This is a genomic window from Halomonas litopenaei (genome assembly GCF_017303055.1).
In the GTDB taxonomy this organism is placed as follows: Bacteria; Pseudomonadota; Gammaproteobacteria; order Pseudomonadales; family Halomonadaceae; genus Halomonas; species Halomonas litopenaei_A.
Window position 1 is genome coordinate 1 of record NZ_JAEKJT010000008.1, and the last position, 14,028, is coordinate 14,028.

8 protein-coding genes are annotated in these 14,028 nt (G+C 63.2%); 5 read left to right on the forward strand and 3 right to left on the reverse strand.

Annotation, left to right across the window (positions count from 1 at the left end; genetic code table 11):
• The 5 genes from JF545_RS15745 to cysQ form a co-directional block, all read left to right on the forward strand.
• Positions 1–3,645, forward strand: a 3,645-nt coding sequence (locus tag JF545_RS15745) for a beta strand repeat-containing protein (RefSeq protein WP_206943649.1), incomplete at its 5' end; no start/stop codon positions are given.
• 89 nt (positions 3,646–3,734) lie between these two features.
• Positions 3,735–4,958: a TolC family protein gene (locus JF545_RS15750; protein ID WP_206943650.1), complete on the forward strand. Its 1,224-nt coding sequence runs from the start codon at positions 3,735–3,737 to the stop codon at positions 4,956–4,958.
• Positions 4,959–4,961: 3 nt separating this feature from the next.
• A complete protein-coding gene (locus JF545_RS15755; RefSeq protein ID WP_206943651.1) occupies positions 4,962–7,100 on the forward strand; it encodes a type I secretion system permease/ATPase in 2,139 nt (712 codons plus the stop codon).
• Between the two features lies 1 nt (position 7,101).
• Positions 7,102–8,286 carry an HlyD family type I secretion periplasmic adaptor subunit gene (locus tag JF545_RS15760; protein WP_206943652.1) on the forward strand — a complete coding sequence of 395 codons (1,185 nt, stop codon included), beginning with the start codon at positions 7,102–7,104 and terminating at the stop codon, positions 8,284–8,286.
• A gap of 216 nt (positions 8,287–8,502) precedes the next feature.
• Positions 8,503–9,348 carry a 3'(2'),5'-bisphosphate nucleotidase CysQ gene (cysQ, locus tag JF545_RS15765; protein WP_347401339.1) on the forward strand — a complete coding sequence of 282 codons (846 nt, stop codon included), beginning with the start codon at positions 8,503–8,505 and terminating at the stop codon, positions 9,346–9,348.
• A 20-nt stretch (positions 9,349–9,368) separates the two neighbouring features.
• On the opposite strand, the gene JF545_RS15770 is transcribed toward cysQ, so the two are convergent.
• From JF545_RS15770 to JF545_RS15780, 3 genes are all read right to left on the reverse strand, one after another.
• Positions 9,369–10,643 carry an autotransporter outer membrane beta-barrel domain-containing protein gene (locus JF545_RS15770; protein WP_206943654.1) on the reverse strand — a complete coding sequence of 425 codons (1,275 nt, stop codon included), beginning with the start codon at positions 10,641–10,643 and terminating at the stop codon, positions 9,369–9,371.
• Positions 10,644–11,123: 480 nt separating this feature from the next.
• On the reverse strand, positions 11,124–11,897 hold the full coding sequence (locus JF545_RS15775) for an SDR family NAD(P)-dependent oxidoreductase (RefSeq protein ID WP_206943655.1): 774 nt from the start codon (positions 11,895–11,897) through the stop codon (positions 11,124–11,126).
• Between the two features lie 11 nt (positions 11,898–11,908).
• Positions 11,909–13,936 carry a capsular polysaccharide biosynthesis protein gene (locus JF545_RS15780; protein ID WP_206943656.1) on the reverse strand — a complete coding sequence of 676 codons (2,028 nt, stop codon included), beginning with the start codon at positions 13,934–13,936 and terminating at the stop codon, positions 11,909–11,911.
• Between the last annotated feature and the right edge of the window lie 92 nt (positions 13,937–14,028).

Sequence of the window (14,028 nt, forward strand, 5' to 3'; positions counted from 1 at the left end):
AACGCTGCTGAGCTGTCCGATGGGGTTCAGGCCAGCGTCGGTCTGACCGCCGGCACCCAGGCCGGTGACACCATTACGCTGCAGATCGATAACGCGGACGACGTGACGTATACCGTGACGGCGGACGACGTCTCCAATGGTAGCGCCACGGTGGTGATTCCGAGCAATGCTCTGGAAGACGGCGACTATAGCGTCGCAGCGGTGATTACCGACGCTGCCGGTAATAGCTCCGCTGCCTCCAGCAGCGTTGACTTCAACGTGGATACGGCCGCGCCTAGTGGTCCGAACAACTCGATTGCCTTCGATGATGAATTGATGAGTGCTGCGGAAGCCACGGCGATTTCCCTCAGCGGGCAGATTGATGCTGACAGCACTCTATCCAGTATCGTAATCAGTGATGGAGATAGTGATACCACCGATATCACTGTCGACCAAAGCGCGATTACCGTGGCTGGCGATGGCACTGTGAGCGTCACGGGGCTCGACCTCAGTGCGCTTGCCGATGGCGAATTGACGGTCACCATGACGCTTGAGGATACCGCCGGTAATAGCGGGACCGTGACCGATACTGCGACCCTGGACACTACCGGTGCCTTGATCGCCGATAGCAGCGAGGCACTGAATGAAGCGGTGAATGCCACGGTGTCGGGCAACCTGGCCGGTAATGACTGGGGGGATCTGGCGCAGATCGCGGTCACGGCCCCTGAGGGACTTACCGCCGGTGGCAGTGATGTCACCTGGGCGGGCAGCTACGATGCCCAGCAACAGAACTACACCATGACGGCGACGGTGGCGGGTGGTGACGTCGCGACGCTGGTCATCAACGGGGCAACGGGTGCTTACACCTTTACCCAGTTGGCGGCGCTGGATCACCCGGCCCTTGGTGCGGACATTCAGGAGCTCGGCTTCCAGGTCTCGACAGTGGATGCGGCCGGCAACAGCGCTGAGGGCAGCCTGGAGATCCAGCTCACCGACGCCGTGCCCGACGCCGCGGCGCCTGTACTTATCGATACCAGCGGGATGGCCCAGCCGGTGGAAGGCACTTTGGTCGATGACTTTGGTGCCGATGGTGGTGTGGTCAGCTCCATCGTGATCGATGGGGTGACTTTCCGCTACGATCAGGACAGCGGTAGCGTGGAGCAGCAGGGACAGTCCGACCTGATCGCCGGCTACCAATACGACGATACGTCCAGCCAATTGACGGTCACCACCGTGAAAGGCGAGACCTTTGACGTCAATCTTGCCGACGGGACCTACCGCTTCACACAAGGCAGCCTCGCCAATGATGCCTTTATGTCTGATCAGGCCCCTTCGGTCGGGTTGGGTGATTCTGCGAGTTTGCTGGGTATCGTGGGTGTAGACGCTCTTGGCCTAGTGAATTTTAGCGGAAGCCAAGCATTTAGCGTCAATGATCCAGACAACGATATCGCAAGTGTTACAGTAGCACTGACGTCGCTTCTTTCCGTTTCTTTGGGTAGTCCTGGGTTCGAATACTCAGAATCAATGGCGCAGTCGTTTGGGCTTACAGTCGATAATTCGAATCGCTTGGGCGTCTTGGATAACAATGCATCGATTGTGATAACTGCAGCTGATGGAGGGCTGAGTTCTCAGCAATGGAACGAGTTTTTGGGTTCGATTTACTACAGTGGAGGCTTGACCTCAATTGGTCTAGGTTCCTCTCTCTCGATTTCCGCGATAGATGTTGAGGGTAACGATGTCGGCCCTGAGTCTCGGGGCGACATACTCGAACTAGATCTTCTCAATGGTAACAGTGCTCCCGATTATCTGTTAGAAGATGAATCGGCCGATCCCGATGCGGGCAATACCCTCACGGGCACCGCCAACAGCGATCGCCTCTATGGCTACGGCGGCAACGATACCCTGAACGCCGGCGCCGGCAACGACATCCTGCGGGGTGGGGCCGGCGACGATGTCCTGTCGGGGGGAGATGGCGATGACCTGCTGATCGGCGGCACCGGTACCGATACCCTGACGGGTGGGACAGGCCGCGATGTATTCCGCTTTGAAGCCGGAAACGCAGGGGCCGCCGGTAGCCCGGTCGTCGATACCATCACTGACTTCTCCCTCGGCGATGGCGATATTCTGGACCTTCAGGGCCTTTTGCAGAACGAGGTCAGGATCGGTACCGACCCTGGCAACCTGACCAGCTTCCTGCACTTCGTACGCACCGCGGATGGCGATACCCGCCTCGAGATTAGCTCCAGCGGTGGCTATCTGGGTGGCTACGACGCCAGTGCTACGGACCAGGTCATCCTGCTCGAAGGTGTCGATCTGGTCGGCCAGGGGACCGATGCGGCATCCGACTGGCAGATCATTCAGCAACTTCTCGAGGGTGGCCATCTCTCCGTGGACACCACGGTCCAGGCGGGAGAGACGGCGGTCGGCGGCTTCAAGTCGTCCACCGAGATCGACGCGACCCTGACCGACGGGGATGGCGACAGCACGTCCACCAGTGTGGCGGTCGATGAGACCGGTACACTGGACGAACCGACGGTCCCCAGCGACCCGGATCCGGACAATACCGCGCCGATCGTGCAGGCCGACAGCGGCCTGCTGGGGCTGCTGGATGTCTCGGCGCTGGGCATCATCGATCTCAACAGCCAGGCGTTGGTGGCTGCCGATGCCGAGAACAATCTCGCGTCGGTCACGATCGACTTCCGTCCCTTGCTCGATATCAATCTGACCGACTCGGTCGAACTGACGGCATCCCAGTCCATGGCTCAGGAGCTCGGTCTGAGCATCTCGACGGAGAGCTCTAGCGGCGTCCTCGGGCTCGTGGCGCCGCGGGCCTCGCTGACCATCACCGCACTGGATGGCGGTCCCATCGACAATCTGGCGGTCAATGAGTTGCTGGGCAGCGTGAGGTTTACCGATGGCGACGGCGGTCTGCTCGGTCTTGGCACTGACCTGCAGCTCAGCGTGTTGAACGCGCTTCGCATCAGCGCCACCGACACCGAAGGACTCGAGGGCAGCGAACTGGTCGGTAACCTGTTGCAAGCCGAAGCGTTGGACCAGCTGTTCGGCGGCAGCACCTACATCGAAGAAGGCGATGGAGGCAATAACGACCTGGATGGTGGCATCGGCAATGAACGCTTCTACGGCTACGCCGGTAACGACACCATCGACGCCGGGGGAGGTAATGATCTGCTGAGAGGCGGAACAGGCGACGACGTCCTCAACGGTGGCGGTGGCGACGACCTGTTGATCGATGGTCAGGGCAGCGACACCTTCAATGGTGGCGCCGGCAACGATGAGATTCGTCTTTCCGGGACGGGCTTTGCCGCCATCGACGGAGGTAGCGGGGAGGATGTGCTGCTGCTCGATGGCGGCATCGACCTCGATCTGACTGATGCGTCTGTCGGTACGATCGGCAATATCGAGCGTATCGACCTGGGTGATGACGATGGGGCATCGCGCCTGACCCTCGATGAGGACGAGACCATCGCCCTGACCGATGACGACAACCTGCTGACGGTGGAAGGCGATGACGGCGATACGCTCAGTGCTAGCGGCGCCGTGGCCACCGGCAACGAGCAGACCAGCGGTGATACCACCTATGTCGAGTACAGCCTGGGCAGTACCACGCTGCTGGTGGAAGACACCGTCAATGTGGAGGTCAATTGAGGGTGGGGGTAGCGCCTGGCGCAGTGCAAGCAAGGTCAGGTCGACCACGCAGGGCCAGGTGCCGTTGGTGGATCGCTGGCGGGGCGCTGATGGTCTGCGCCCTTCAGGCCCAGGCGCTGAGTCTGTCGGAAGCAGTGGTCCAGGGGCTGGCCGTCAATCCCGAGGTACGGGCGGCGGAATCCGACGTTCGGGTGGCCGCCACCGAGGTGGATATCGCGCGCGATAGCTACTGGCCCTCGGTGGAGGTGTCGGCGGGGCCGGAGAACTCGCTGATGGGAGAGCTCGGCTACGACATCACGGCGACCCAGGTGCTGTATGACTGGGGACGTATTGCGTCGCAGGTGGCGTCGGCCTCGGCCGAATACCGCCATCGGTTGGCCTCGCTCAAGGTGACCAGCGACGAAGTGGCGCTGGATATCATCGAGCTTTACCTCGACGTGGTGGCGGCCCAGCTCCGCGTGGTCGAGGTGGAGGGCTATCTGGACCGGCTCGAGGCGCTGGCGGCGATGACCGACCAGCGGGATCTTGGTGGCTACAGCGATCGCAGCGAAAGCGAGCGCAGCCGTCTGGACATCGCCCGTGCCCGTGAGCAACTGGCGATGGAGCGGGGTGCCCTTAGTGAGGCCCAGCAGGAACTGCGGGTGTTGCTGCAACGGGACATCCTGGCCACCCAGATGCCCGACCCCGAGGATTATCTGGCAAGCCTGGCTGCACCGGCGCAGGTGGACCTTGCGATCGAGGACGCCCCTGTGCTCGAACAGAGCGAGGCCGACGTGTCTGTGGCGAAGGCTGAGCTGGAAGAGTCTGAGGCGGCCTTGATGCCCCAGCTCAACCTCGAAGGATCGCTGCTCAGGCGTGAGGTCGGCGGGGTGATGGAAGAGGATCAGGTGATCGCCCTGCGTGTGCGGATGGCGCCCATCCAGGGGCTGTCCAACTGGCGTAGGACTGATGCTGCCGCGCAGCGGGTGGAGTCTTCGCAATTCTCGCGGCGGGCCGCACGGCGCGATCTTCAGCGCACCATCGCCGGCTTGAAGGAGCAGTATCAGGTGACCCAGTGGCGTCTGGAAGGGCTCGAGGAACAGATCGATCGGGCCGGCGAGGTCCTGACGACCTACGAAGACCAATTCAGCGTCGGTCTCAGGGACATCGCCGATCTGCTCAGTATCGAGAGCGAGCGGTTCGAGGCGGCCAGGCAGCGTATCGACGTGGAGATCCAGCAACTGCGTCTGCAGTACCGGGCCGCTTCGCAGTTGGGAACGCTGGCCGCCGTGGTGCCGAGGCTCGAGGAACAGGATATCGCGCAGGGAGGCTGAGCGATGGAGTCGTCACAAGGCGTGACTGGAGACGCATTACGAGAAGGGCTAGTCGTGCTGTGCGAGCAGTGGGGTCGGCATTGCACCACCGCCGAACTCGGCGATGGCCTACCGCTGGAGCAGGGGAGGTTGCCCGTGTCCGAGGTACCGCGCGCGCTGAGGCGGGTACAGATGAAGGCACGCTGCCTCGACGTTCCGTTGGACAGGCTGGCCAATGACCTACTGCCGGTATTGATCGAGCTGGACGACGAGCGCTGGGTGACGGTGGTGGCCCGTGAAGAGGGCGCGATCCAGGTACTGCTGAGTGAAAGCGGTGGTGGTACCGAAATTTGGAGCCCCCGAGAGCTTTGTGCCAGGCATACCGGCGTGACGATCGTCGCCAGGCCGGACCTTCAGCCGGATGATCGGGCCGGGGGCTTCGCCGAGGAGCCGCAGGAGCACTGGCTGAAAGGCCCCCTGAGTCGCTGCTGGGGAACCTGGGTGGAGGTTGGCGTGGCGGCCTTGATGGCCAACCTGCTGGCCATCGGTACGGCGCTGTTTGCCATGCAGGTGTATGACCGGGTGGTGCCCAATGAGGCGTTCTCCACCCTATGGATCCTGGCCAGCGGTGTCGTTCTGGCGATCCTGCTCGAATTTGGCTTGCGGGTACTGCGGGCGAGTCTGCTCGACAACACCGGCAAGCAGCTTGATCAACAGCTATCGTCGCGGCTCTTTTCACAGGTGATGAACCTGCGCCTGGCGGCAAAGCCGGGGTCGGTGGGAGCTTTTTCCAGCCAGATTCGAGAGTTCGAGAGCGTTCGCGAGTTCCTGACGTCTTCCACCATCGGTGCGATCAGCGACTTGCCTTTCGTCGTGCTGTTTCTGGGTGTCATCTACTTTATCGGTGGTGACATGGTGTGGGTGCCGGTGGCTGGCATCGTGATGATGGTGTTGCCCGGCCTGCTGGCCCAGCGCAAACTGGCGCGGCTTTCGCGCCAGAACCTGCGAGAAGGGGCGGTGCGCCAGGGGGTACTGCTAGAGACCGTTGACCACCTTGAATCGGTCAAAGCCAGTCGTGCCGAGGGCCGCCACCTGCGGCTGTGGGACAGCCTGTCAGGGGAGCTCGCCGATGCCTCCACCCGTCATCGGCGGCTGTCATCCAAGCTGACCTACGGCGCTTCCATGGTCCAGCAGCTAGTGTATGTCGGTGTGGTCATCGCCGGTGTTTACGTCATCTCTGCCGGCGAACTGACCGTCGGTGGCTTGATCGCCTGTACCATCCTGACCTCACGGGTGGTGGCGCCGATGGCCCAGGTGGCCGGTATTCTGGCGCGCTGGCAGCACGTCAAGGTCGCCATGGAAGGCCTGGACGGCTTGATGGACGCCCCGACAGAACGCCCGGTGGGACGCCAGTTTGTGCGCAAGGAACGGGTCCAGGGGCGTTACGAACTACGTGAGGTCGGGCTTGCCTATCAGCAGGATGCGCCGCCCGCCCTGGCGCTCGACTCGTTGTCTCTCGCCGCGGGCGAGCGCATTGCCCTGCTGGGAGGCAATGGCGCGGGTAAGTCGACCCTTCTGCGGCTGTTGGCGGGGTTGGTGGATCCTGCGAACGGGACGGTCCAGCTCGACGAGGTGAGCCTGAGCCAGATCGAGCCAGGGGATCGTCGCCGTGCCATCGGCTATGTGCCCCAGGACATCGCGTTGTTTCACGGCACCCTGCGCGACAACCTGATGCTGGATGGCGGCGCCTATCACGACGAGGAGCTGATGGAGACGCTCGATCATGTCGGCCTCGGTCGCTTCGTCCGCCGGCACGCCCTGGGGCTGGATATGCCTCTTCAGGGCAATGCCAGCCTGTCCGGGGGGCAGCGCCAGGCGGTTGGCCTGGCCCGGCTGATCCTGCAGGACCCGCGTATCGTGCTGATGGATGAGCCTACGGCTGCCTACGACCAGTCCAACGAGCAGCGGGTCATCGCCTTTCTTATGCGCTGGCTGGAGGGGCGGACGGTGGTGATTTCGACCCACAAGAAGTCGCTGTTGTCGCTGGCACATCGGGCGGTGGTGCTCAAGGATGGCCGGCGGGTCATGGATGGCCCCGTCGACAAGGTAGTCTCGGGCAATCAGGTCAGGACCACCGCAGCCCGCGCCTCAGGAGAGCAGTGACATGGCCAGTGCAACATCACGCCAGCGGCAGGTGCTGGAGCAGCTGCAGGGGGGGAGCTCGCTGCCCCAGGGTACCCACGTCATTCTGTGGGCCTGCGTCGCCACCATCGCGATCTTTATTGCCTGGGCGTCCTGGGCCACCATCGACGAGGTCACCCGTGGCGACGGTAAGGTGGTGCCCTTATCACGCATGCAGACGATACAGAGCCTGGAGGGTGGCATCCTCGAGCGCCTGTTGGTGCAGCGGGGCGAGCGGGTCGCTGCAGGGCAGCCTCTGCTGCGGCTGGACGATACGCGCTTTCGTAGCGCCTACCTGGAAACGATGAGTCAGGTCGAGGTCCTCGGGGCGTCCATCGCGCGCCTGGAAGCAGAGGTGTTGGAGCAGGAGAGCATTCGTTTTCCCGACGATATCGATGAGCAGGGCGAGCTGGCGCGCTCCGAACGCGCGCTGTTCGAGGCCCGGCGCAATCGCCTGCTGCAGGCAGAGGCCTCCATCGAGGACGAGATGGCCATCGCCAGGCGCCAGTTGAGACTGCTGGAACCGCTGGTCGAGCGACGCTCCGTCAGCGAGATGGAGGTCCTGAAACTGCAGCAGACGGTGGCCTCATTGGCCGGCAAGCTGGCCGAGATGCGCAATAGTTATGTCCAGGATGCCTATGCTGAGCTTTCCACTAAGCAGGCGGAGCTGTCGACGCTGGAGCAGACATTGCTGCAGCGTCGCGACCAACTCGAGCGCACCGAGATCGTGTCGCCGGTGCACGGGCGGGTGAACGACATCATGGTCACCACCACCGGTGGGGTCATACAGCCTGGCGAGCCGATCCTGGAAATCACACCGCTGGAAGACCAGCTATTGATCGAAGCACGGATTCGGCCGGAGGACGTGGCGTTCGTGGCTCCGGGCATGCCGGCCAGTGTCAAGATCACGGCCTACGACTACACCATTTACGGCGACCTGGAAGGCACGGTGGAGCAGATCAGCGAGGATACGATCGAAGAGGAAACGCCGCGCGGCAAGGTGTCCTACTACGAGGTGCTGGTGCGCACCGATGAAGCCCACCTGGAGCGCCACGGCGAGCGCCTCGCCATTCGGCCCGGTATGGTGGCCGAAGTCGATATTCAGACAGGTGAGCGATCGCTATTGAGCTATCTGCTCAAGCCGATTATTAAAGCCAGGTTGTATTAAGAGATATCACTAATGGTCAGATCTTATTGCGACCGCTTGTGATCCCAACCTCTGAGCCGTGCCCATCCGCTCACCTATCGGCGGCTGAGTGGCTCTGGGCCTGCAACGCGGCATGGGCCAGGGTAAGCTGTGTTGCCTGAACCTTCGGGGAAGATGATCTTCCCCGCTGAATTGCTGGCCTGCCGCCTGGTCGCGGTGGCCCATGAGGAGCCTTCCGTGCCCGTAAGTCTGAGCAGTGAACACAAGGATGCCCTTGTCGCGGGTGTCGAGGACGCCGGTCGCCTGGTGCTCGAGATCTATCAGCGTGACTTCGACGTCGAGCACAAGGATGACAACAGTCCCCTGACCGAGGCCGACCTGGCCGCCCATCACGCGCTGGTGGCGCTGCTGGAACAGCTGACGCCCGGCACGCCGGTACTGTCCGAGGAATCCGGCGAGATCGCCGCCGAGACGCGGCTGGGCTGGGACTGTTACTGGCTGGTGGACCCGTTGGATGGGACCAAGGAGTTCGTCAATCGCAACGGCGAGTTCACCCTTAATGTGGCGCTGATCGAGCACGGTGTACCGGTGCTCGGGGTGGTGCACGCGCCGGTGCTGGGGGTGACCTGGTTCGGTGATCGCCAGCAAGGCGCCTGGCGCACCGAGCAGGCCCCCAGCGGCAAGGCGCCGGTGCGCCAGCCTATTCGAGTGCGTGACTTGCCGGACCCCGCGGTAGCGCCGTGGGTGGTGGTCGGCAGCCGGCGCCACGGGGCTGAAGCCTTCGAGGCCTTCTGTGCGGGCCTGCCCGCCAGCGAGTGCACGTCCATGGGCAGCTCGCTGAAACTGTGCCTGGTGGCAGAGGGCAAGGCGGACCTCTATCCCCGTCTGGCACCCACCTGCGAGTGGGACACCGCCGCGGCCCAGGCCGTGGTCACGGCCGCAGGAGGCGAGGTGCTGGATGCCGAGACGTTGATGCCACTGCGCTGCAATCGTGGCGAGTCACTGCTCAATCCGTTTTTCGTCGTCTGCGGCCAGCGTGACCGGCGCTGGGAACAGGCCCTGGCCGCAGCACTGGCGGACTGAGTCACGCTGTTCGGCCGGCTTCAGAAGGTGTAGGCCAGTGAGGCACTGATGACGTCGTATTCGGTGTCGCTGGCGCCCAGCGTGGTCTGTCCCGACAGCGACATGACCACGCCTTTGCCGAGGCGGTGTTCACCCCCCAGGGTCAGGACGAAACGGTCGTCATCGCTGCCATCCAGGTGGTCGGCGTCGTCGTCCACGTCACTGGACAGGTCGTAGTGATAGAACAGGTGGCCATAGACCCGTCCCGCGCTGAAGTGGGTGCTCAACTTGGCGCCAGCAAAGACCTCACCGGTCTCCTCGCCATAGTCAGTGCGCTGCCCCAGGTAATCGCCGTCTAGGTCGTCTTCAAGATAGGCGCCGCCCAGGGTAAGGCCGGTATCGACCCGGTGATAGCGCGGCAGATAGTAGGTGCCCGAGGCTCGCCCTCCCCAGCGGTGGCCATCCACGTCGATGGGGGCGGCCAGATAGTCCCGATGTACCTCTCCATCCAGGTCCTGGTACAGCAGGGTGGCATCCAGCACCAGACGGTCATCGAGCAGGGCCACCGCCGCATAGGGCATGACCAGCTCTCCTCCCAGGTCGGTGCGGCCGCCACGGTCGCCATGGAGTTCGATATCGCTGTGGCCCGCGGCGAGGCCGACGAGCCAGTTCCGTTGGCGGTAGTCCACCCCTGCCAGCACCGCCTTGGTATCTCCCGAATATCCTGTGTGGTCTGTTTCCCCGTCCAGATCGCCGACCTCGCTGGTCGTCCAGACGCTGATGCCCGGACCTGTCAGAGCTTGCTGAGCGCGCGGTTGCATATGCGCGTCGATGCGCTGGGTGACGGGCTGGAAGTGGCGTGCCAAGGCTTGTTTGAGGGCACCGTACAGGCTCTGATCGATGTCGAGAATGCCCAGGCGGGACGCTAGTGCCAGGGTCTCGTCGCGATCTAGCTCGCCCATCGTTCCGCTGAACAGCAGCGTGCCATCGTCAGCTCTCAGGGAGAGTGGCGTGTTGGAGTTCACTGCACTCAGGGGTGTGCCGGGGGGCAGCAGAAGGCTAATGGGACGACCATTGAGCACCGCCGTCACACGGTTGTCCGGGCTGCCAGGAGCCGTTTGCTGGAGGTGCTGCAAGGTGAGGGGGCGGCCCTCGAAGCTCGTGTAGAGCGTGCCTGCTGCCGCGGTTGTTGGAAGCGTCTGGGCCAGCCCTGCAGCAGGCATCAGGCCGAGTGCCAGGCTGGGGACCAACAGGCAGTGAGCCAATAGTGAGGGTGCCGGGGCCACGGAGGGGTGGTGGGGTTGGGTCGGTTTCATGGAAATGCCTTTTCGGGATAGAAACACCTTTGGGGCGGCTGATTAAGGGAAATACATCAGCCATTTCATCCGATCCTTGGCTGAAAATGCGCATGTAGGATGAGGTGTTATCCAGTATCAGGCATTAGAAAGTAACTAAATGTATATACTGTGCCTAAATGGAATTAGGATTGCATTTTTTTGCTATTTCATCTTTTGGATGGCGAAAGAGTGCTCAAAAAAGCAGAAAAGGGTAATTAAGAGCACAGTGTTGGTGAGTGTTCGCTGAATAAATGACCCATCGCTGTCTCGGCAAGTCATCAGGGGCTTTGTGAGGGGACCGGAGCAGGGAAGGACGTGGATGCAGGGAAGGAAGTGGGTGTAGGCAAGGACGTGGGCGTAGAAAGGTAAATGGATATTGTGAAAAAAACGTGGCGCTGTGAGCGAGGGTGGTGCCTTTGCCCGTCAGGGTGAGGCGCCGTGCAGGTCATGACCAGAAGGTTACTTGCGCGATATCCCATAGCCAAAAAGCTGCAGCAGGCGCTGGGCCCATGCTGGTGGTAGCAGCGTCAGACCTTGGGTCGCCAGGCACAGCGGCAGTGGAAAGCTGACTCGGGGGCGATTGGCATCCACTGCCTTGGCGATGCGTTTTGCAGCGCGCTCCGCGCTCCACATAAAGGGTTTGGGGCCGGGCATGGCACGCGCCATGTCGGACGCCACGTACCCGGGCATGACCAGGGTGACCCCGACGCCGTCATTGCCAAGGGGGGCCCTTAGCGCCTCGGCGTAGGCCTTGATGGCCGCCTTGCTGGCGCTGTAGCTGGGAACGGCCGGCAGGCCATGCCAGGCGGCCAGGGAGCTGACAAAGACCAGCTGGCCGTGACCGCGGCGGCGCATGGCGGTCGCGAGCTGGCGGCTCATTTCCATGGGCACGCGCAGGTTGATGTCCATCAGCTGACGAGCGGCCTCGGCGCATTCATCGAGCCGAGCGTCGCGGATGCCGGTGTTCATGCCGGCTGCCATTATCACGAGATCTGGCGTCGCGCTGAGGCTGTCCAGCCAGGCGCGACGGGCCTGATCATCTTCCAGGGTAAAGCTGGACAGGCTTACCTTGGCCCCCTTGGCGCGGCAGCGTGTGGCCAGTGTGTCCAGGACGTCCTGCCGCCGGCCATGTAGCAGCAGGTGCTGGCCTGGCGCCGCGTAGTGTTCGGCCAGGGCGCCACCGATGGCCCCGGTGGCGCCGGTGATGAGGATCAGCCGAAGGGGCTCGGTCATCTCGCAAGTCCTCAGTAGGGTCCATGCAGGTAGCGTCGAGTCAGGCGATAGAGGCGCTGAAACAGGGTGAGTTCCGGCTGGTTCTGGCGCGCCCTGGCCAACAGCTGGACGGCGGTTTCGACGCTGATGAGCTGACGACTGCGGGGGTCGACGTAGCGGGGGTAGCGAATCAACGCGGCCACCACCAGCTGCTCCAGGCTGATCTTGCGGCCACGACGATCGGGTGCCGGTGCGTGGTCCTGGGTCAGCCCCCAGCCCGCATAGAACGGCATACCATAGGTGACCACCCGGCGCTCACGAATCAGCGCTTCAAAGCCGGTCAGGGAGGTCATGGTATGGACCTCATCGACCCTGTCGATCAGGGTCGTGATATCGACGTCGGCGACCAACCTGTCCCAGTCGTCCGAGGGCACCTGCGCTCCTTGCCGCACACCCGCCATCACATCCGGGTGGGGGCGATAGACAATGAAGGCGTCAGGCCTCGTCCGACGGACCTCCCTGAGAAGCTGCGCATTGGTGCGGATTCGCCCGGTGCCCAGGCGCACCGAGGCATCGCTTTCCACCTGGCCCACCACCAGCAGAAGCGGTCGATCACCTGGCAGTTCAGGCAGGCGGGAAGGCTCGTGGTGAGGGTTGTACTTGCTCAGCTTGAGCTGTCGCAGCTGCTGGATCAGCCGGGATGCCCGCGCGAGTTCGCGGTGGTTGAACTGGCCGTGGGCGATCAGCCGTTCCAGCTCGCTGGGGCGGCCAGGATCGTAGTGAATGCCACAGCGATCGATGACCAGCGATAGCGGCCTGACCAGGTCGATGCCCAGCCCCACGGAGCGTAGAAAGCCATCTTCCATGCGTGATACCCCTGTCGCTGCTGGTGTCTGGCTTCCCCAGAGAAGCTGCCGCTCCGTGGAGGTGGCCAGCGGTGATGGCTTGATGCGCTCGTGTGAGTGATGACTTACACACGCCTTGGGTCCCAGAAAATCCCCGACAAACCGCTGCTTCCAGCGTGACAGGCCGTGGCACCGCCAATGCCCCCTGCCGGCGTCGATCTGACGCTGCTGGTCTTCCAGCAGATCCAGGGTGTCCTCCAGGGTGGAAGGGGCGCCGGTATAGGGATTGGCGTAGCGGCTGTAATGCAGATAAGCGGCGGCGAACAGACGCTGCAGCGAGGCTCGACGGTGGCGGCGAGGACAGCGGAGGTGGTCAGTGGTCAGGCCCCATCCCGCGTAGAACGGGAGGCCGTGGCAGGTGACGGGGAGCCCCGCCAGCAGGGCCTCGAAGCCAAGCTGGCTGGTCACGACGTGAACGGCCTGCACCGCATCGAACAGCGCCCAGGGATTGATGTCATCGGCCAGCAGTTGGCAGCGAGGGTGGCGGCCCGCGTGTTCCAGATGGCCCTGGCGTCGCCCGGCGATGACCTCGGGATGCACCTTTACCAGGATGTCGGCATCGGGATGACGGGTCAGTGCATGGTCGAGCATCTGGTGAAAACGTTGACGGTCGGCCAGGCCACCGACGATCGAGGCGTCGTTCCGGGTCTGGTCGACCACCAGTACGCGTGGCCGAGGGCTCGCCGGTAACGGTATGTCCGGGGCGTGGTTGACCTTGGACAGGCGAGAGTGGCACAGGCGCACGATCAAACCGCTGGCGCGAAGCTCGTCCTCGGGTGAAATACGGCCATGTTCGATCAGGGATTCCAGGTCGGAGGGGGCTGAAGCGTCGTAGTAGATGCCGCTGTGATCGACCACCAGTGAATGACTGGCGTATCCCTCTGCCGCGGGCCCCCAGGAACGCACGAAGCCTTCTTCGAGCGCAATGAACGGCAACTGGTGGCGTAGCGCCCACTGTCTGGCCCTGGCGGTGGTGGGGCGCTGCCCCCAACCCACCACGGCGTCCGCGCGACAGCCGCGGCGGCGTGGCCAGGGGACGATATCAGAAAACTCCGGCAGGCAGGGAGCCAGCGCCGGCAGCCGGGCCAGGGCGGTGGTGGCAGTTAGCGCACAGCCTGTTGGCGACGTGGCGTCACGAAGCTGTGGCGAACGCATGAGTGACCTCTACCCCTTGGACGAGTGTTCAGGATGCTGCCGTCGAGCAGCAGTCGCTAATGCTATCAGGGTGATAAGGGCATCAGGGCGGC

Coding starts and splice junctions, on each gene's coding strand:
- JF545_RS15750 (WP_206943650.1), top strand. CDS start 3,735: ATGGTCTGCGCCCTTCAGGCCCAGGCGCTGAGTCTGTCGGAAGCAGTG.
- JF545_RS15755 (WP_206943651.1), top strand. CDS start 4,962: ATGGAGTCGTCACAAGGCGTGACTGGAGACGCATTACGAGAAGGGCTA.
- JF545_RS15760 (WP_206943652.1), top strand. CDS start 7,102: ATGGCCAGTGCAACATCACGCCAGCGGCAGGTGCTGGAGCAGCTGCAG.
- JF545_RS15770 (WP_206943654.1), bottom strand. CDS start 10,643: ATGAAACCGACCCAACCCCACCACCCCTCCGTGGCCCCGGCACCCTCA.
- JF545_RS15775 (WP_206943655.1), bottom strand. CDS start 11,897: ATGACCGAGCCCCTTCGGCTGATCCTCATCACCGGCGCCACCGGGGCC.
- JF545_RS15780 (WP_206943656.1), bottom strand. CDS start 13,936: ATGCGTTCGCCACAGCTTCGTGACGCCACGTCGCCAACAGGCTGTGCG.